Genomic DNA, 17,844 nt, shown 5'->3' on the forward strand with positions numbered 1-17,844 from the left:
GTATCGCTGCACCATGCGAGCCGACGAGGTCGTGGCACGGGCGGCGAGTCACCGCCCCTGCACCGATGCCTGCACCACCGCGCGCGAGGCGCTCCGAGAGGCGGCCAAGGGTCGTCGTTCGAGCCATCCAAGGCGCATTCCACCGCCCTCACCCCAATGTCGCCCAGCCTCGCCCTCCCCCGCACTCCCCCGGCCCGGGGGCAGCGGCAATCCGCCGCCCTTGCGCTCGCCGCCAGAAATATTCTTGTTAGGATTCTGCCGCAGTTGGTCGCGGCACGAGACCGGGGGGAGCGAGTCATATGGGTTATCAGGACGTCTATTCTGCGTGGAAGAACGACCCCGAGGCGTTCTGGATGCAGGCCGCGCAGGGAATCGACTGGATCAAGCCGCCGTCGAAGGCGCTCTTCGATGACCGCGCGCCGCTTTACGAATGGTTCGCCGACGGGGTGCTGAACGCCTGCTGGAACGCGGTGGACCGCCACGTCGAGGCCGGGCGCGGCGACCAGCTGGCCATCATCCACGACAGCCCGATCACCCATTCCTACCGTGGCATCACCTACAAGGACCTGCAGACCCGGGTGGCGAGCCTCGCCGGGGCGCTACGCGCCAAGGGGATCGAGAAGGGCGACCGGGTCATCATCTACATGCCGATGGTGCCCGAAGCGCTCGAGGCGATGCTGGCCTGCTCGCGGCTCGGCGCCACCCATTCGGTGGTGTTCGGGGGCTTCGCGGCGCACGAGCTGGCAGTGCGGATCGACGACTGCACCCCCAAGGCGATCATCGCGGCCTCCTGCGGGCTCGAGCCGGGGCGGGTGGTGCACTACAAGCCGCTGCTCGACCGGGCCATCGACGAGGCCACCCACAAGCCCGAGTTCTGCGTGATCTTCCAGCGCGAGCAGGAGGTAGCCGAGCTGATCGAGGGCCGCGACGTGGCCTGGCACAGCTTCCAGTTCGGGGTCGAGCCCGCCGAGTGCGTGCCGGTCGAGGGGAACCACCCGCACTACATCCTCTACACCTCGGGGACGACCGGCCAGCCCAAGGGCGTCGTGCGCCACACCGCCGGGCATTGCGTGGCGCTGAACTGGACGATGAAGAACATCTACGGGATCGACCTGGGCGAGGTGTTCTGGGCGGCGTCCGACGTGGGCTGGGTCGTCGGCCACAGCTACATCTGCTACGGCCCGCTGCTGCGCGGGGCCACGACCATCGTGTTCGAGGGCAAGCCCGTGGGCACCCCCGATCCGGGGATCTTCGGGCGCATCATCCAGAACCACAAGGTCAAGACCTTCTTCACCGCCCCCACCGCGATCCGCGCCGTCAAGCGCGAGGACCCGGAGTGCAGCTTCATCAAGGACTACAGCCTCAAGTCGCTCAAGGCGGTGTTCCTGGCCGGTGAGCGCGCCGACCCCGACACGGTGAAATGGGTCGAGGAGCATCTGGCCGTCCCGGTGATCGACCACTGGTGGCAGACCGAGACCGGCTGGGCGATCGCCGCGAACCCCTTCGGGATCGAGACGCTGCCGGTGAAGCACGGCAGCCCCTCGGTGCCGATGCCGGGCTACGAGGTGGCGATCCTCGACGAGGCCGGCCATCCCGTGGCCCCCGGCACGCTGGGTGCGGTGGCGGTCAAGCTGCCGCTGCCGCCCGGCACGCTGCCGACGCTGTGGAACGCCGAAGAGCGGTTCCGCAAATCCTACCTCGCCACCTTCCCCGGCTATTACGAGACGGGCGATGCGGGGATGCTGGACGAGGACGGCTACCTCTACATCATGGCCCGCACCGATGACGTGATCAACGTGGCCGGGCACCGGCTCTCGACCGGCGCGATGGAGGAGGTGCTGTCCTCGCACCCCGCGGTCGCGGAATGCGCGGTGATCGGGGTGGCCGACAGCCTCAAGGGGCAGATGCCGCTCGGGTTTCTGGTGCTCAAGAAGGGCATGGAGGGCGAGGCCGACAAGGTCCGCAAGGACGTGGTCAAGATGGTCCGCGACCGGATCGGCCCGGTGGCCGCGTTCAAGGAATCGATCGTCGTGGACCGGCTGCCGAAGACCCGCTCGGGCAAGATCCTGCGCGCGACGATGGTCAAGATCGCCGACGGCGAGACGTTCAAGATGCCGGCGACGATCGAGGACCCGGCGGTGCTGGACGAGATCCGCGCGGCGCTCGAGGGCGCGGGACTGGCGCAGGCCTGATCGGGCGCTGCGGCGAGGCTTCTGGTGTCGGCGCGGCGTAATGGGCCGCGCCGGGGCTTTTGCCCGTGCGCCGGGCGACAGGGCGAGCTTCGATGGGTACTAGGTCTAGAAAGAAGGCCGGAGTCGTGTGCCCCTGCGCGGGGTCGCGTTGGACCGGCTAAAGTGTGACCCCCGCTGAAGGGCACCCACCAAGCGCCTCCCCCGAACCCCACCCCTGCCCCGCCTTGCCACCCTGCCCCTGCCGGCCTACCGAGGCGGGGAGCGGGCCGGGGAGAGGCGCCATGACCACATCGACATCATGGCGGTAGCCACCACGACCGCCGTCATCGCCGCACTGGCGCCGGCCGGGCTGCTCATCGCGCTCGGCTGGGGGCTGCGGCGGCGGGGGCTGATGCCCGAGGGGTTCTGGGGCCCGGCGGAATGGCTCAGCTACTACGTGCTGCTGCCCGCGCTCTTCGTCCACGGGCTCGCAACCGCCGACATGAGCGGGGTGCCGGTGGCGCGGATCTTCGCAGTGCTGGTCGGCGCGGTGGTGCTGACCGCGGCGCTCGTGGTCGCCGGGCGGCGGCTCGTGGCGGTCGATGACGCAGGCTTCACCTCGGTCTTTCAGGGCGCCGTGCGCTTCAACAACTATGTCGGCGTGATGCTCGCCACCGGGCTTTACGGGGCCGAGGGCACCGCCCTCGCCGCGGTCGCCAACGCCGCCATCGTGCCGACCGTCAACGTGCTGTCGGTGCTGGTATTCGCCCGCTACGGCGGGGCACGACGGGGGCTGGGGCGGGGGCTGGGCTTGGTGCTGCGGCAGGTGGCGACGAACCCGCTGGTCCTTGCCAGCGCGGTGGGCGGGGCGTTGCAGGCGACTGGCGCGGGCCTGCCGCCGGGGATCGACGGCACGCTGCGCGCGCTGGGTCAGGCGGCGCTGCCCATGGGGCTCATGTGCGTCGGCGCGGCATTGCAGCTGGGCACGCTCAGCCGCGACCTCGGGCCGACGCTCGCGGCCTCGGCGGTCAAGTTCGTGCTGCTGCCGGCGATCACCGTCGCGGCCTGCCTCGCCGCCGGTCTGGGCGGTCCGGCGGCGCTGGTGGCGGTGCTGTTCCACAGCCTGCCCACCGCCTCGTCGAGCTATATCCTGTCGCGCCAACTGGGCGGAGACGCGCGGCTGATGGCCTCGATCATCGCGCTGCAGACGCTGCTGGCGGGGCTGGCGATCCCGCTATCCGCGGCGCTGGCGGCGGCCGTGCTGCCGGTCTGAGCCACGGGCCGCCGCGGGCGATGGACGGCGCAGGGCGCGCGTGGCAGAGCTTGCGCTACAGCTGCCCCCTGCCCGTCCGATAGGCCGCCGATGTCCCTGATCCTGTCCTGCGTCGTCGATCGGGCCCCGAAGTTCCTGACCCAGGCGGAGACGCTTCTCACCTCGCTCAGGGCGGCGGGTTTCGTCGCGGATGCCGAGAACCGCATCCTCGTCCACGTGGTGGACCAGCCCGCCGACGATCCGCGCTTCGAGCCGCTGCGCCGGCTCGGGGCCGAGATCCGCACGGTCGCCGCCTTCGGCGAGGGGCCGGCGGCGTGGTCGAACAAGCTGCGCCAGCTCGAGACGCCCGAGATCCGGGCGGCCCGCCGGGTGATCCTCTGCGATGCCGACCTGCTGGCGCTGGCCGATCCGCGCGGGTTCTTCGACGAGGCCCCGGTGCGGGCCAAGATCGTGGACCGCGCGAACCCGCCCGCGCCGCTGCTCGCCCAACTGTGGGCGGCCGCGGGCCGCGCCCTGCCGCCGCTCGTCGCCCCCGCCTTCAACGACGACGAGCGGACCCATCCGCTGAACTGCAACGGCGGGCTCTACCTCCTCCAGCACGGCGCGGCGGACGCGCTGGCCGAGGCGTGGCCGCGCTGGACGCGCTGGTGCCTCGCGCAGGCCGGGCTGCTCGGCCGCTTCACCCTGCACGCCGACCAGCTGGGCTTCGTGCTGGCGATGGAGGAGCTGGGCCTCGGCTTCTCGCCGCTGGGGATCGCGCACAACCTGACCACCAACCTGCCGGTCGAGGCCTATGCCGGGCGGGCCCCGGTCGCCCCGCAGATCATCCACTACCACGACCGCGTGGCTGAGGACGGGCTGCCGAGGGCGATCGGGGTGGACTGGATCGACGCCCCGCTGACGGCCGCGACGGCGCGGCTGCGGGCCGCGGGCGGGGGCACGGCGAACCCGCATGACATCGGCTCCGGCGCGCTGGCCTGGGGGCTGGCGGCGACGCCGACGCCAGAGCTGCTCACGGCGCTGGTGGCGCTGAGCCGCGACCGGCTGGGGTTCTTTCCGGCGACCGTGATCCGTACGCTGGAATACCCGTGGGTGGCGGCGCGGCTGCGCCATACCGGCGGGGCGCGGGTGCTCGAGGTCGGGTCGGGCGTCTCGGTGCTGCCGCTGTGGCTGGCCGGGATCGGCGCCTCCGTGACGACCTGCGACCCGCATCCGCTGCACCGCGACCCCGCCGACCGCAGCCGCTGGACCGAGTGGGGGTTTCTCGACTACGGCGCGCTCGACCCCCGCATCACCTCGATCAACGCGCCGGTCGAGGCGCTGGAGGGCGCGGCCCCCTTTGACGCCGCCTGCTCGGTCAGCGTGGTCGAGCATCTGCCGGCCGAGGTGCGGCGCGCGGCCATCGCCCGGATCGCGGCGCTGCTGCGGCCCGGCGGGCTGCTGGTCCTGACCGTCGATCTGGTGCCGGGCAGCGACGTGCTGTGGCCGCTGTCCGAGGGGCGGGTGGTGGACCCCGACGTGCCGCACGGGACGCGCGGCGACCTCGAGGCCGAGCTGGTGGCGGCGGGGTTCGCGCTGCGCGAGGTCACGCTGCGGCGCGCGATCCCGGGCAGCCGCACCGATCTTGCGCTGATCGAGGCGGTGCGGGGCTGAGGCGCCCCGCGCCTCGGGGTCAGCCGATGTCGGCCCCGAGCCGCCGCATCAGCGGCAGGAAGTCGGGGAAGCTGGTGGCGATCGGGCCGCCGTCGTCGACGGTGATCGGCGCGTCGCTGACGAGGCCGAGGACGAGGAAGCTCATCGCGATGCGGTGGTCGAGGTGGGTGGCGACCGTCGCCCCGCCCGGCACCGCCGCGCTGCCGTGGACGGTCAGGCTGTCGGCGGTATCCTCGACCCGGACACCGTTGGCGCGCAGGCCGTCGGCCATTGCGGCGATGCGGTCGCTCTCCTTGACCCGCAGCTCGGCCACGCCGTGCATGAGTGTGGTGCCCTCGGCCCGCGCGGCGAGCGCGGCGAGGATCGGGAACTCGTCGATCATGCTCGCCGCCCGCTCGGCCGGCACGGCGACGCCGCGCAGGGGTCCGTGGCGCACGGTGAGGTCGGCGACCGGCTCGCCCCCCTCGAGGCGGTCGTCGGACCAGGTCAGGTCGGCGCCCATCTCGGCCAGGGTGACGTAGAACCCGTCGCGGGTCGGGTTGCGGCTGACCCCCGGCACGGTGATCTCGGACCCCGGCACCAGAAGCGCGGCGGCGACGGGAAAGGCCGCCGAGGACGGGTCGCGCGGCACGGCGACGGGCTGGGCCACAAGCTCGGGGCGGCCGGTCAGGGTGATGACCCGGCCCTCGTCCGTGACCTCGGTGGTGATCCGGGCGCCGAAGCCCGCGAGCATCCGCTCGGTGTGGTCGCGGGTCGGCTCGGCCTCGATCACCACGGTCTCGCCGGGGGCGTTCAGCCCCGCGAGCAGCACTGCCGACTTGATCTGCGCGCTGGCGACGGGGGTGGCATAGCGCACCGGCAGCGCCTCGGCCGCGCCGCGGATGGTGACGGGCAGCAGCCCGCCCTCGCGCGCGGTGATCTCGGACCCGAACAGCGCGAGCGGATCGGTGATGCGGCGCATCGGGCGGCGCGACAGGCTCGCGTCGCCGGTGAAGGTGGCGGTGATCGGGGTGGTGGCCATGGCGCCCATGATGAGCCGCACCCCGGTCCCCGAGTTGCCGCAGTCGATCACGCCGGCAGGCTCGGCAAAGCCGCCGACGCCGACGCCGTGGACCACCCACTCACCCTCGCCCACCCGCGTCACCTCGGCGCCGAAGGCGCGCATGGCGCTGGCGGTGTCGAGCACGTCCTGCCCTTCCAGCAGGCCGGTGATCCGCGTCTCACCCACCGCCAGCGCGCCGAGGATCAGCGCCCGGTGGCTCACCGACTTGTCGCCGGGGACGAGCGCCGCGCCGGTCAGCGGGCCGCCGCGGCGGGCGGTGAGCGGGTGGGGTTCGGCGGAATGGGACATGAGCGGCCTCCTGACGTTGGCCGACAGCGTTACCGTGCCGGCGGGGGCAATGCCACGCCCCTTCTTTCTTGCCCAAATATCCCCGCCGGAGGCACGCCGCGGAAGCGGCGTTCCCTTGGGGCGTTCCCTCAGCGGCGGAAGGTCGCGTAATGCGGCACCCGCCCCTCGCGCAGCGCCTTCTGCTCGTAGCGGGTCGAGTGCCAGTCACCCCACGCCACGGGGCCATCCGAGACTAGGGTGAAGCCGGCCTTCGGCACCTCCTCGAGGGTCTGGCGCATGTAGTCGGGGATGTCGGTCGCCACGCGGAACTCGGCGCCCGGCGCCATGACGCGGTAGAGCGGCACGAGGTGCTCGGGGGTCACGAAGCGGCGGCGGTGGTGGCGGGCCTTGGGCCAGGGGTCGGGATAGTTGAGGAACGCCCGCGCCAGGGAGGCGTCGGGCAGCACGTCCATCAGGTCGCGGGCGTCGCCCGGGTGGACCGACACGTTGGAGACGCCCGCCGCGCGGATCTTGCCCAGCAGCATCGCGACGCCGTTGATGAACGGCTCGCAGCCGATGATCCCGATCTCGGGATAGCGCGCGGCCATCGCCACCATGTGCTCGCCGCCGCCGAAGCCGACCTCGAGCCAGACCGGCCGGTCATCGCCGAAGATCGCGGCGGGGTCGATGGGGGTGCGCGCGGGGTTCTCGTCCAGCGTGATGCCGCGCGGGCGCAGGGTGCCGAGGTCGTCGGCGAGGTAGCCCTTCTGGCTCTGCCGCAGGGTCTTGCCGTGCCGGCGGCCGTAGAAGTTGCGGTGCGGGGGTGTGGGGTCGAAGTCGCTCATGGCCGGGTCCTTCATGGCCGGGGTCCTTCATAACCATGTCGCGCATGGCCGGATCGTTGGTCCGGGGCGATGCCGCGCCGCGGGCGCGAGGTCAAGCGCGATGCGGGCGGGGTCAGGCGCCGTGGGGGTGGTCGTGGGGGTGGTCGTGGTCGTGATCGTGGGGGTCGGCTTCGGTCCCCGCCTCGGCGCAGCCGGTGGCGGCGGTCTCGGTCTCGATGGTGGCGTGGTGGACGCCGTGGGTGGCGAGCACCCGGCGGGCGGCGACCCGGGCGGCGAAGGGGTCGGTGTCGGGCGCGAGGACGAGGTGCATCTCGGCCGAGACGCGGCGCTCGTCGATCTGCCACAGGTGCAGGTGGTGCAGCCCCTCGACCCCCGGCAGCGCCAGGAGGCCGGCGCGCAGCGCCGCGTCGTCCACGCCGTCGGGCGCGCCCAGCAGCAGCATCCGCAGCACGCCGCCGATCTCGCCGCGGATGTGCCAGAGGATCACCACCGAAATGAGCAGCGTCAGGATCGGGTCGGCGAGCCGCCAGCCAAAGACGAGGATCAGCGCGCCGCCGACCAGCACCGCGACCGACACCGCCGCATCGGCGAGGTTGTGCAGCCAGGCGGCGCGGATGTTGACGCTTTCGCGCGCCAGCCGCGCGGTCAGCCAGGCAGTGCCCAGGTCCACGACCAGCGCCAGCCCTGCCAGCGCCATCACCACCCCGCCCGCGACCGGCGGCGGGTCGGCCAGGCGGCCCGCGGCCTCGACCATCAGCCAGACCGACACCGCGATCAGCGCGAGGTAGTTGACGAAGGCCGCGACGATCTCGGCCCGGCCCCAGCCGAAGGTCATCGACCGGCTCGCGGGCCGGGCGGCGAGGCGGCGGGCGCCGAAGGCCAGCACCAGCGCCAGCGCGTCCGAGAGATTGTGCACCCCGTCCGCCACCAGCGCGACCGAATCGGCGACGAGGCCGCCGCCGATCTGGGCCGCGGTGAGCACGAGGTTGATGACCACCGCCCAGAGGAGCGCGCGGTCCCCGAGGCCCTCGGCGCCGTGGGCGTGCGCGTGGGGGCCGTGCCCGTGGGAGCCGTGCCCTTGATGGGTGTGGTCATGCGGCATGGGGTCGGCCCTCGGGCGGCAGAACGCAGCGCGACCCGCGCGACGTCGGACGGAGCGCGCGGGGCGCCCTCGCGCCCGCCTCCGCCCTGCGCAGGGACGCCGCCCGGCTCAATGCGCCTCGGCCCAGGTCGCGCCGGCGCCGGCGTCCACCACCAGCGGCACGGTCAGGTGCACGGCGGGGGCGGCGGCGCCCTCCATCACCTCGCGCGCGACGGCGATGAGGGGCGCGACGGCGCCCTCGTCGGCCTCGAACACCAATTCGTCGTGGACCTGCAGCAGCATCCGGGCAGGCAGCCCCTCGATCGCGGCGGGCATGCGGATCATCGCCCGGCGGATGATGTCGGCGGCCGTCCCCTGGATCGGCGCGTTGATCGCCGCCCGCCGCGCGCCCGCCGCGGCCGGACCCGAGGAGGAGATGCCCGGCGTATGGATGCGCCGCCCGAAGAGCGTGCGCACGAAGCCCTGCGCCTTCGCCTGCCGGGTGGTCGCGTCCATGTAGGCGCGGATCTCGGGGAAGCGCTCGAAATAGGTGTCGATGAAGGCCTGCGCCTCGGCCCGCGGAATCCGCAGGTTGCGGGCGAGGCCGAAGCCCGAGATGCCGTAGATCACGCCGAAGTTGATCGCCTTGGCCTGGCGCCGGATCATCGGGTCCATACCCTCGACCGGGACGCCGAACATCTGGCTGGCGGTCATGGCGTGGATGTCGATGCCCTCGGCGAAGGCCTGTTTCAGCGCCGGGATGTCGGCGATATGGGCGAGGATGCGCAGCTCGATCTGGGAATAGTCGAGCGAGACCAGCCGCTTGCCCTCGGGCGCAAGGAACGCCTCGCGGATGCGGCGGCCCTCGTCGGTGCGCACGGGGATGTTCTGCAGGTTCGGATCGGTCGAGGCGAGCCGCCCGGTCGAGGCCCCGGCGATGGAATACGAGGTGTGGACCCGCCCCGTCTCGGGGTTCACATAGGTCGGCAGCGCGTCGGTATAGGTCGATTTCAGCTTCGAGAGCGCCCGCCAGTCGAGGATGCGGGCCGGCAGCTCGTGCCCCTCGGCCGCCATGTCCTCGAGCACGTCGGCCGAGGTCGAGAGCGCCCCGGACTTGCCCGCCTTGGTCCCGGTCAGCCCCATCTGGCCGAACAGGATCTCGCCCAGCTGCTTGGGCGAGCCGAGGTTGAACTTGCCGCCGGCGAGCCCGTAGGCCTCGTCCTCGAGCGCCGCCATCTTCTGCGCGAAGGCCCCCGACATCCGTCGCAGATGGGCGGCGTCGATCTCGACCCCCGCCATCTCCATCCCGGCCAGCACCTCGATCATCGGGCGTTCCAGCGTCTCATAGACCGTCGTCACCCCAGCCGCGGGGAGCTGCGGGCGGAAATGCTGCCAGAGCCGCCAGGTGATCTCGGCGTCCTCGGCCGCATAGCGGGTGGCCGCGTCGATCGGCACCTGGGCAAAGCTGATCTGCGACTTGCCCGAGCCGATCAGCTCCTTGATCGGCTGGCAGCGGTGGCCGATGTAGGTGTCGGCCAGCTCGTCCATGCCGTGATTGTGCAGCGCGGCGTTGAGCGCGTAGCTCATCAGCATGGTGTCATCGACGGGCGCCATGCGGATGCCGTGGCGGGCAAGGATCTTCCAGTCATACTTGGCGTTGTGCAGGATCTTCAGCACCGCCTGATCCTCGAGCATCGGCTTGAGCATCGCCAGCGCCCGGTCCATCGGGATCTGCCCCGCGGCACGGCTGCCGCCGCCAAAGAGGTCCGCGGCGCCCTCGACGTGACCCAGCGGCACATAGGCCGCGAGCCCCACGTCCGGGCAGAGCGAGATCCCCACCAGCTCGGCCTGCATCTCGTCGAGGCTGGTCGTCTCGGTGTCGAGCGCCACCGCGCCCTTCTGCCGGATCGCGGCGATCCAGCGGGCCAGCGTCTCCTCGTCGGTGATGGTGACGTAGTCGGCGCAGTTGACCGGCGGGAACTCGGGCGCGGCAGGGGACGCCTGCTCGGGCGGCGGGGCGACCGGCTCGGGCGCCTCGGCCTTGAAGCGCTCAGCCACCCGGTTGGTCAGGGTGCGGAACTCCATCCGGTTGAGGAACTCCATCAGCGTCGCGGGGTCGGGGTCGGTGACCTCGAGCGTCGCCATGGCGAAGTCGATGGGGGTCTCGCAGTCGAGCTGCACGAGGCGTTTGGAGACCCTGATCTGCTCGGCGTGGTCGATCAGCGTCTGGCGGCGCTTGGGCTGCTTGATCTCTTCGGCGCGGGCCAGCAGCGTCTCGAGGTCGCCGTACTCGCCGATGAGCTGGGCGGCGGTCTTGATGCCGATGCCGGGCGCGCCGGGGACGTTGTCGATGCTGTCGCCGGCCAGCGCCTGCACGTCCACCACGCGCTCGGGGTAGACGCCGAACTTGGCGAACACCTCGTCGCGGCCGATGCGCTGGTTCTTGATCGGGTCGAGCATCTCGACGCCGTCACCGACGAGCTGCATCAGGTCCTTGTCCGAGGAGATGATCGTGACCCGGCCGCCCAGCGCGCGCGCCTGACAGGCGAGGGTGGCGATGATGTCGTCGGCCTCGAAATCGGCGATCTCGATGCAGGCGACGTTGAAGGCGCGGGTCGCCTCGCGCGTCAGCGGGAACTGCGGCTTCAGCTCGTCCGGCGGCTCGGGGCGGTTGGCCTTGTAGTCGCTGTAGATCTCGTTGCGGAAGGTCTTGGACGAGTGGTCGAAGATCACCGCCGCATGGGTGGGGGCGTCGGCGCCGCGGGCCTCCTCGATGTATTTCCACAGCATGTTCGAGAACCCCGCCACCGCGCCGATGGGCAGGCCGTCGGACTTGCGGGTCAGCGGCGGCAGCGCGTGGTAGGCGCGGAAGATGAAGGCCGAGCCGTCGATGAGATGCAGGTGGCTGCCCTTGCCGAAGCCCGCGTCATTGGTACCGGAGGCGTCGTTCATCGCGGGGAGTCCTTGGGGGAGAGGGGGAGAGTGCAGGCGTGGGGCCGTTCTGCCACGCGCCGGGCGGGGGCGCAAACGTCGCGGGGCGGAGGAGCGGGGGGTGGGGCTCAGCCGCGGGCGGCGCGCCAGCCGGCGGCCTCGGCCTCGGCCGGTGAGCAGAACCAGCGCTCGCCCGCGGCCGGGTCGATGGCGGTCCGGTCGTACCAGCGCCCGCCGGGCAGGTGGTAGATGCGGCCGCCGGTCGAGATGTTACCCTTGATCGTGCAGTCGCCCGGCTCCTCGGCGGGCGGCGCGGCATGGGTCGTGCGGGCGAGGCGGTAGAGCGCGGGCTCCTCGGCCTCGCCGGCCCACTGGCCGCGGCGGGCGGCGCGGGCCGCGTTTTCGTCGGGCAGATAGTCGGTGGCGTAGCGCAGATAGGCGCGGGCCATGCCCGCGGCGACCATCGCCTGTCCCAGATCGCGGCCCCGTGCCGTGCAGCGCGCGACGATGCGCTCGTGCCGGTCCATGTCGAGCGGCTCGCACGTCACCCGCGCCCGCCCGACCAGCGCGCCCAGCGCCTCGGTCGCCCGCACGCCGCAGGGATAGGCGTCGCCTGCGGCGTCGGCGCAGCTCTGGCCACGTTCCGGCGCGTCGATCCCGTGCAAGCGGATGATCGCCTCGCCCCCCGGCGTGGCGAGACCCAGCGTGTCGCCGTCGATGATCCGGGCGGTGCCGGTCAGCGGACCGGCGAGGGCCGGAGTGGCGAGCAGAACGAGGAGCGAACAGACCCTTAACATTCCGTTAAGTTAAGGGTTCGTTTACCGTTTGTTCAAGGTGGGGGTGGCGGGGTGGATCGCTCAAATGCCCGGGAATCGCGCGGGAGAGGCGGCTTGGGTAGTTGGGCAAGAAAGAAGCCCCCCTGCGTTCTTTCTGGCTCAGTTACCCATCCGGGCTCGCCCGTCACCGCAGCGCGTCGTCCAGCCAGCGGCGCACCATGCCGTGCGCGTCGTCGGGGCTCGGGCCGCGGGCGTCTACCACGGCGCGCAGATAGACGCCGTCGATCAGCGCCCCCAGCGTTTCGGCCAGGCGCGGGGCGTCGGCACCCGCGCGGGGGCGCAGGGCGTGGGTCAGGTTGGTCCGCAGCCGGCGGTGATAGATCGCCAGCAGCCGCGCGGCCTCGGGCTCGGTCACGGCGAGGGGGTAGAAGTTCAGCCATGCGGCGATGGTGTCGTGGTCGAAGTGATCGGCCGACAGGCTCGCGGCGACGATCGCCTCGGCCCGCCCGTTGGGCGGGGCCTCGGCGAGTGCGGCGCGGACCTTGGCGCCGTAGGTCGCGAGGATGTGACGCATCGCTGCGGTCAGCATCTGGGACTTTGAGCCGAAGTAGTGGTGGGCGAGCGCGGGCGACATCCCCGCTTCGCGGGCGATGGCGGCGACCGTCACGTCACCGGTGCCGGATCGGCCGACTGCCGCAATGGCCGCATCGACGAGCGCCGCCTTCCGGCTGGCCTCGGCCCCGATTTTGGGCATAACTGGCCCCTCGGCAGAATCACTCCGCGCCGAGGGGATACCGCGTCCTTGATTGACTCGTCAATCAATAAAAACGCGGCCCGCCCGGCCAAGACGAAAAGGACCAACAGGCGATGACCCTCCGTTCCACCTTCCTCGTGCTGGCCGCCGCGGCGCTGCCGCTTGCCGCCCAGCCCCTCGCCGCCCAGACTCCGGCGGCCCCGGCGCCGGCCGCCGCCACCGAGCCGGCCTCCTGCAAGGCCGTGCGCTTCTCGGACGTGGGCTGGACCGACATCACCGCGACGACGGCGCTGGCCACGACGGTGCTGGGCGCGCTCGGCTATCAGCCCGAGGTCAAGGTGCTGTCCGTGCCCGTCACCTTCTCGGCGCTCTCCACCGACGATCTCGACGTGTTCCTCGGCTACTGGCACCCGTCGATGGAAGCGGATCTGAAGCCCTACACCGACAGCAAGACCGTCGACACGGTCCGCACCAACCTGACCGGGGCCAAGTATACGCTCGCCACCAACAAGGCCGGCGCCGACCTGGGGATCACCGACTTCGCCGCGATCGCCGCCCACAAGGACCAGCTCGCCGGCAAGATCTACGGCATCGAGCCGGGCAACGACGGCAACCGCCTGCTGCTGGACATGGTGGCGCAGGACAAGTTCGGCCTCGGCACCTTCGAGATCGTGGAAAGCTCGGAACAGGGGATGCTGGCGCAGGTCGCCCGCGCCGATGCGGCCGGTGAGCCGGTGGTGTTCCTCGGGTGGGAGCCGCATCCGATGAACACCCAGTTCGCGCTGACCTACCTCGCCGGCGGCGACGACATCTTCGGGCCCAACCTCGGCGGCGCCGAGGTGAGGACCACGACCCGCGCGGGCTACGTCACCGAATGCCCGAACGTGGGCCGGTTCCTGCAGAACCTCGAGTTCACGCTCGAGATGGAGAACGAGATCATGGGCGCGATCCTGAACGACGCCGCCGAGCCCGCCAAGGCCGCCGAGACCTGGCTGCGCGCCCATCCCGACACCGCCAAGGCGTGGGTCGCGGGGGTCACCACCGCCGATGGCGGCGACGCGGTCGCGGCGCTGTCGGACAAGCTCGGGGACTGATCCATGCTCGAGCCGCTGACCGCCCTTCTGACGGACCACAAGCTGCCGGTCGGGCGGTCGGCGAAGCTCGGGTTCGACTGGGTTAAGGCCCATGCGAGCCCGCTGTTCGATGCGGTGGCGCTGGCGCTCGACCGGCTGATCGCCGGCATCCAGACGATCCTCGAGCTGCCGCATCCGCTGGTCTTCACCGCCATCGCGGTGGCGCTGGCCTGGGGGCTGCGGCGCAGCTGGAGGACCTGCCTCTGGGTCGCGGTGGGGTTCCTGTTCATCCTCAACCAGGGCTACTGGGACGCCACCATGCAGTCGCTGACGCTGGTGCTGTCGGCCTGCGTCGTCTGCATGGCGGTCGGCGTGCCGGCGGGGATCGCGCTGGCGCACCGGCCGCGGCTCTACCGCTATGTCCAGCCGCTCTTGGACCTGATGCAGACGCTGCCGACCTTCGTCTATCTGATCCCGGCGATCGTGTTCTTCGGCATCGGCATGGTGCCGGGGCTGATCGCCACGGTCATCTTCGTCCTGCCCGCGCCGATCCGGCTGACCTGGCTCGGCGTCTCGACCACCCCGCCCGCGCTGGTCGAGGCGGCGCGCGCCTTCGGCGCCACCCCCCGCCAGCTTCTGTGGAAGGTCGAGCTGCCCAGCGCCCTGCCGCAGATCATGGCCGGGTTGAACCAGACGATCATGCTGTCGTTGTCCATGGTGGTCATCGCGGCGCTGGTCGGCGCCTCGGGGCTGGGGGTGCCGGTGGTGCGGGCCCTGAACAGCGTCAACACGGCGCTGGGTTTCGAATCCGGGTTCGTGATCGTCGTGGTGGCGATCATCCTCGACCGGATGTTCGCCATGCGGAGGAAACGCCCGTGATGCAGAGACAGACGCTCGACGCCGCGACGGCCATCCCGCCTGCCCCCCTGCCCGCCCGCGCCCAGGCGCTGCGGCCGGGGGCGCGGCCCACAGGCCCCGCCCCGCGTCCTGCGGCCGCGCCGGTGGCGGTGGCCTTCGACAAGGTGTCGATCATGTTCGGCGACCGCCCCGCCAGCGCCCTGCCGCTGGCCGACGCCGGGCGCGACCGGAACGAGATCCGGGACGCGACCGGCCAGGTGCTGGGCGTGCACGACTGCACGCTCGAGGTGGCCGAGGGCGAGATCCTCGTCCTCATGGGCCTCTCGGGGTCGGGCAAGTCGACGCTGCTGCGGGCGGTGAACGGCCTCACCCCCGTGGTGCGCGGCGACTGCCGGGTGCGGATGGGGAGCGAGCTCGTCAGCGTGACCCACGCCGACCGCGAGACGCTGCGCGAGCTGCGGCTGCGCCATGTGGCGATGGTGTTCCAGCAGTTCGGCCTGCTGCCCTGGCGCACGGTGCGCGAGAATGTGGGGCTGGGGCTCGAGCTGGCCGGCCAGTCGCGCCGCCAGCGCCGGGCGCGGGTGGACGAAGAGCTTGAGACGGTGGGCCTTGCCGACTGGGCCGAGCGGCGGGTGGGGGACCTCTCGGGCGGGATGCAGCAGCGCGTGGGCCTCGCCCGCGCGTTTGCGACCAGCGCCCCGATCCTGCTGATGGACGAGCCGTTCTCGGCCCTCGACCCGCTGATCCGCACGCGGTTGCAGGACGACCTGCTGGAGCTGCAGGCGCGGACCCGGCGGACGATCCTGTTCGTCAGCCACGACCTCGACGAGGCGTTCAAGCTCGGCAACCGGATCACGCTGATGGAGGGGGGCCGGATCGTCCAGACCGGCACCGCGCGGCAGATCATCAATGCCCCGGCGAGCGACTATGTGGCCGATTTCGTCGCCCACATGGATCCGCTGGTGGTGCTGACCGCCGCCGATCTGGTCGAGCCGGGCGAGGCGCCGGGCGTGCCCCTGCCCGCGACGATGCCAGTGCGCGAGGTGATGGCGGCGCTGGCGAAGCTGCCCGCCGGGGCCGAGGGGCTGCCGGTCGCGGGCGGCGGGCGGGTGACCTGCACCGGCGTGCTGGCGCGGCTGTCGGCGCCGCGCGGCTGAGGGCGGCTAGCCGCCGAGGATCAGCGTCGCGGCGATGGCCCACATCACCAGCGCCACAGCGGCGTCGAGCACCCGCCACGCGGCCGGCCGGGCAAAGACCGGCGCGAGCAGCCGCGCCCCATAGCCGAGCGAGAAGAAGAACAGCACCGACCCGGTCATCGCCCCCGCCGCAAAGGCCACCCGGTCGGGCGACTGGGCGCTGACCGCGCCCAGCAGCACCACCGTGTCGAGCCAGACGTGCGGGTTGAGCCAGGTCAGCGCCGCGATGGTGGCGAGCGTTGCCGCGAGCGAAGGCAGTACGGCCCCCTCGGGCGCCAGCGCCTCGCCGCCCTGCCACGCGGCCCGCGCCGAACGCAGCCCGTACCAGATGAGGAACGCCGCGCCGCCCCAGCGCATCGCCGACAGGAACCACGGCGCCCGCGACGCCAGCGCGCCCGCCCCGGCCACCCCGGCCGCGATCAGCGCCGCGTCCGACAGCGCGCAGAACAGGCAGACCGCGAACACGTGCCGGCGCAACAGGCCCTGCTTGAGGACAAAGGCGTTCTGCGCCCCGATCGCCACGATCAGCGACAGCCCCGTGCCCAGCCCTGCGGCAAACGACCCCGCCGCGGCCCCTTGAAATGCCATTGAAACTGTCCCTTCCGCCGCCTTAGCTGGCCCGGAGGAAGGATGTCCCATGAAGCCCAAGATCCTGTCCACCCTGCCCGGCTATCGCGGCGCGGATTTCCTGGCCGATGCGGTGGCGGGCGTCACCGTGGCGATGGTGGCGATCCCGCTGAGCCTCGCCATCGCCATCGCCTCGGGGGTGCCGCCGGGCGTGGGGCTGGTCACGGCCATCGTCGGCGGGTTCCTGATCTCGGCCCTCGGCGGCAGCCGGGTGCAGATCGGCGGGCCGACCGGGGCGTTCATCGTCGTGGTGGCAGGCGTCGTCGCGGCGCACGGGCAGGACGGGCTGATCCTCGCCACGCTGATGGCGGGCGTGGTCCTCGTCGCAGCCGGGGCGCTGCGGGCCGGGCGGCTGATCGCGCTGGTGCCCGAGCCGGTGATCGACGGCTTCACCATCGGCATCGGAATCATCATCGCGGCGAGCCAGCTGCCCGACGCGCTGGGACTGCACCTCGCCCATGTCCCGGCCGAGTTCCTGCCCAAGCTCGGCGCGATCTGGGCCGCGCGGGGGCAGATCGACCCGGCGGCGCTGGGGGTCACGGTCGGGACGATGGCGCTGATCGTGCTGCTGCGGCGCGCCTTCCCGCGGTTTCCGGGGCTGATCGTCGCGGTCGGGGCGACCTCGGCGCTGGGGCTCGCCCTGGGGCTCGGGGTGGACAGCATCGGCTCGCGCTTCGGCGCCCTGCCCGACCACCTGCCGAGGCCGGCGCTGCCCGAGATGAGCTATGCCCGGGTGGTGGAGCTGCTGCCCTCGGCGCTCGTCATCGCGTTCCTCGCCGGGATCGAGTCGCTGCTGTCGGCGCTGGTCGCGGACCGGATGATCGGCGGCCGCCACCGCCCGAATGCCGAGCTGATGGCGCAGGGCTGGGCCAACATCGGCTCGGCGCTGATGGGCGGCCTGCCCGCGACCGGGGCGATCGCGCGCACCGCGACCAACGTCAAGGCCGGGGGCCGCACGCCCGTCGCGGGGCTCGTGCACGCGCTGGTCATTCTGGTCGTGATGATGGTCGCCGCACCGCTGGCCGGCGCGCTCGCCATGCCGGCGCTGGCGGGGCTCTTGCTGCTCACCGCCTGGAACATGACCGAGCCGGCGAAATGGCGGCACCGGCTGGCGCTGCGGCGCGGCGATCAGGGGCTGTTGCTGTTGACGCTGGGGCTGACGGTGCTGGCCGACCTGACCATCGCCATCGGTGTGGGTGTCGGGGCGGGCCTCGCGCTGCGGCTGGCGCGGCGCGACGTGCCCTCGGACTGGACACCGCCCGCGCATTGAGCGGCG

At 72.2% G+C, this 17,844-nt stretch carries 14 protein-coding genes; 7 read left to right on the forward strand and 7 right to left on the reverse strand.

The features are described from left to right. Positions 1 to 299 precede the first annotated feature (299 nt). From BLW17_RS06970 to BLW17_RS06980, 3 genes are all read left to right on the forward strand, one after another. Entirely contained in the window at positions 300 to 2,192 is a 1,893-nt protein-coding gene (locus BLW17_RS06970; RefSeq protein WP_036735823.1) for a propionyl-CoA synthetase, read from the forward strand. Positions 2,193 to 2,490: 298 nt separating this feature from the next. Beyond that, the gene (locus tag BLW17_RS06975; protein WP_074826365.1) at positions 2,491 to 3,444 is read left to right on the forward strand and encodes an AEC family transporter; all 954 of its coding nucleotides are present in this window, start codon (positions 2,491 to 2,493) and stop codon (positions 3,442 to 3,444) included. A 90-nt stretch (positions 3,445 to 3,534) separates the two neighbouring features. After that, positions 3,535 to 5,097: an SAM-dependent methyltransferase gene (locus BLW17_RS06980; protein WP_036736068.1), complete on the forward strand. Its 1,563-nt coding sequence runs from the start codon at positions 3,535 to 3,537 to the stop codon at positions 5,095 to 5,097. Between the two features lie 19 nt (positions 5,098 to 5,116). Here BLW17_RS06980 and aroA read toward each other — a convergent pair whose 3' ends face one another. From aroA to betI, 6 genes are all read right to left on the reverse strand, one after another. Next, a complete protein-coding gene (aroA, locus tag BLW17_RS06985; RefSeq protein ID WP_036736066.1) occupies positions 5,117 to 6,448 on the reverse strand; it encodes a 3-phosphoshikimate 1-carboxyvinyltransferase in 1,332 nt (443 codons plus the stop codon). Positions 6,449 to 6,576: 128 nt separating this feature from the next. Then, entirely contained in the window at positions 6,577 to 7,272 is a 696-nt protein-coding gene (trmB, locus tag BLW17_RS06990; RefSeq protein WP_036736072.1) for a tRNA (guanine(46)-N(7))-methyltransferase TrmB, read from the reverse strand. 112 nt (positions 7,273 to 7,384) lie between these two features. Further along, positions 7,385 to 8,374 carry a cation diffusion facilitator family transporter gene (locus BLW17_RS06995; RefSeq protein WP_074826370.1) on the reverse strand — a complete coding sequence of 330 codons (990 nt, stop codon included), beginning with the start codon at positions 8,372 to 8,374 and terminating at the stop codon, positions 7,385 to 7,387. A 108-nt stretch (positions 8,375 to 8,482) separates the two neighbouring features. Then, positions 8,483 to 11,305, reverse strand: a complete 2,823-nt coding sequence (gene polA, locus BLW17_RS07000; RefSeq protein ID WP_036736063.1) for a DNA polymerase I — start codon at positions 11,303 to 11,305, stop codon at positions 8,483 to 8,485. A gap of 107 nt (positions 11,306 to 11,412) precedes the next feature. Beyond that, complete coding sequence (locus BLW17_RS07005; RefSeq protein WP_036734090.1) at positions 11,413 to 12,081, reverse strand: thermonuclease family protein; 669 nt, start codon at positions 12,079 to 12,081, stop codon at positions 11,413 to 11,415. A gap of 163 nt (positions 12,082 to 12,244) precedes the next feature. After that, on the reverse strand, positions 12,245 to 12,814 hold the full coding sequence (gene betI, locus BLW17_RS07010) for a transcriptional regulator BetI (protein ID WP_036734089.1): 570 nt from the start codon (positions 12,812 to 12,814) through the stop codon (positions 12,245 to 12,247). A gap of 113 nt (positions 12,815 to 12,927) precedes the next feature. On the opposite strand from betI, the gene choX reads away from it, so the two are divergent. The 3 genes from choX to BLW17_RS07025 all read left to right on the forward strand — a co-directional run bounded on the left by choX (position 12,928) and on the right by BLW17_RS07025 (position 15,902). Beyond that, positions 12,928 to 13,908: a choline ABC transporter substrate-binding protein gene (gene choX, locus BLW17_RS07015; RefSeq protein WP_081969153.1), complete on the forward strand. Its 981-nt coding sequence runs from the start codon at positions 12,928 to 12,930 to the stop codon at positions 13,906 to 13,908. Between the two features lie 3 nt (positions 13,909 to 13,911). Beyond that, complete coding sequence (gene choW, locus BLW17_RS07020; protein ID WP_036734088.1) at positions 13,912 to 14,766, forward strand: choline ABC transporter permease subunit; 855 nt, start codon at positions 13,912 to 13,914, stop codon at positions 14,764 to 14,766. A 152-nt stretch (positions 14,767 to 14,918) separates the two neighbouring features. Beyond that, positions 14,919 to 15,902 carry an ATP-binding cassette domain-containing protein gene (locus tag BLW17_RS07025; RefSeq protein WP_036734100.1) on the forward strand — a complete coding sequence of 328 codons (984 nt, stop codon included), beginning with the start codon at positions 14,919 to 14,921 and terminating at the stop codon, positions 15,900 to 15,902. 6 nt (positions 15,903 to 15,908) lie between these two features. Here the strand turns inward: BLW17_RS07025 and BLW17_RS07030 are convergent, their stop codons facing one another. Continuing rightward, a complete protein-coding gene (locus tag BLW17_RS07030; protein ID WP_052176432.1) occupies positions 15,909 to 16,529 on the reverse strand; it encodes a LysE/ArgO family amino acid transporter in 621 nt (206 codons plus the stop codon). A 49-nt stretch (positions 16,530 to 16,578) separates the two neighbouring features. On the opposite strand from BLW17_RS07030, the gene BLW17_RS07035 reads away from it, so the two are divergent. Beyond that, positions 16,579 to 17,838, forward strand: coding sequence for a SulP family inorganic anion transporter (locus BLW17_RS07035; protein ID WP_036734087.1), 1,260 nt, complete (start codon positions 16,579 to 16,581; stop codon positions 17,836 to 17,838). Positions 17,839 to 17,844 lie beyond the last annotated feature (6 nt).

The sequence above is a fragment of the Paracoccus sanguinis genome (genome assembly GCF_900106665.1).
In the GTDB taxonomy this organism is placed as follows: Bacteria; Pseudomonadota; Alphaproteobacteria; order Rhodobacterales; family Rhodobacteraceae; genus Paracoccus; species Paracoccus panacisoli.

Bases quoted from the DNA above. Each gene is read 5' to 3' on its own strand.
- BLW17_RS07025 (WP_036734100.1), top strand. From the start codon at position 14,919: ATGTTCGGCGACCGCCCCGCCAGCGCCCTGCCGCTGGCCGACGCCGGG.
- betI (WP_036734089.1), bottom strand. From the start codon at position 12,814: ATGCCCAAAATCGGGGCCGAGGCCAGCCGGAAGGCGGCGCTCGTCGAT.
- trmB (WP_036736072.1), bottom strand. From the start codon at position 7,272: ATGAGCGACTTCGACCCCACACCCCCGCACCGCAACTTCTACGGCCGC.
- aroA (WP_036736066.1), bottom strand. From the start codon at position 6,448: ATGTCCCATTCCGCCGAACCCCACCCGCTCACCGCCCGCCGCGGCGGC.
- BLW17_RS06975 (WP_074826365.1), top strand. From the start codon at position 2,491: ATGGCGGTAGCCACCACGACCGCCGTCATCGCCGCACTGGCGCCGGCC.
- choX (WP_081969153.1), top strand. From the start codon at position 12,928: ATGACCCTCCGTTCCACCTTCCTCGTGCTGGCCGCCGCGGCGCTGCCG.
- BLW17_RS06980 (WP_036736068.1), top strand. From the start codon at position 3,535: ATGTCCCTGATCCTGTCCTGCGTCGTCGATCGGGCCCCGAAGTTCCTG.
- BLW17_RS07035 (WP_036734087.1), top strand. From the start codon at position 16,579: ATGAAGCCCAAGATCCTGTCCACCCTGCCCGGCTATCGCGGCGCGGAT.
- choW (WP_036734088.1), top strand. From the start codon at position 13,912: ATGCTCGAGCCGCTGACCGCCCTTCTGACGGACCACAAGCTGCCGGTC.
- BLW17_RS06995 (WP_074826370.1), bottom strand. From the start codon at position 8,374: ATGCCGCATGACCACACCCATCAAGGGCACGGCTCCCACGGGCACGGC.
- BLW17_RS06970 (WP_036735823.1), top strand. From the start codon at position 300: ATGGGTTATCAGGACGTCTATTCTGCGTGGAAGAACGACCCCGAGGCG.
- BLW17_RS07030 (WP_052176432.1), bottom strand. From the start codon at position 16,529: ATGGCATTTCAAGGGGCCGCGGCGGGGTCGTTTGCCGCAGGGCTGGGC.
- polA (WP_036736063.1), bottom strand. From the start codon at position 11,305: ATGAACGACGCCTCCGGTACCAATGACGCGGGCTTCGGCAAGGGCAGC.
- BLW17_RS07005 (WP_036734090.1), bottom strand. From the start codon at position 12,081: ATGTTAAGGGTCTGTTCGCTCCTCGTTCTGCTCGCCACTCCGGCCCTC.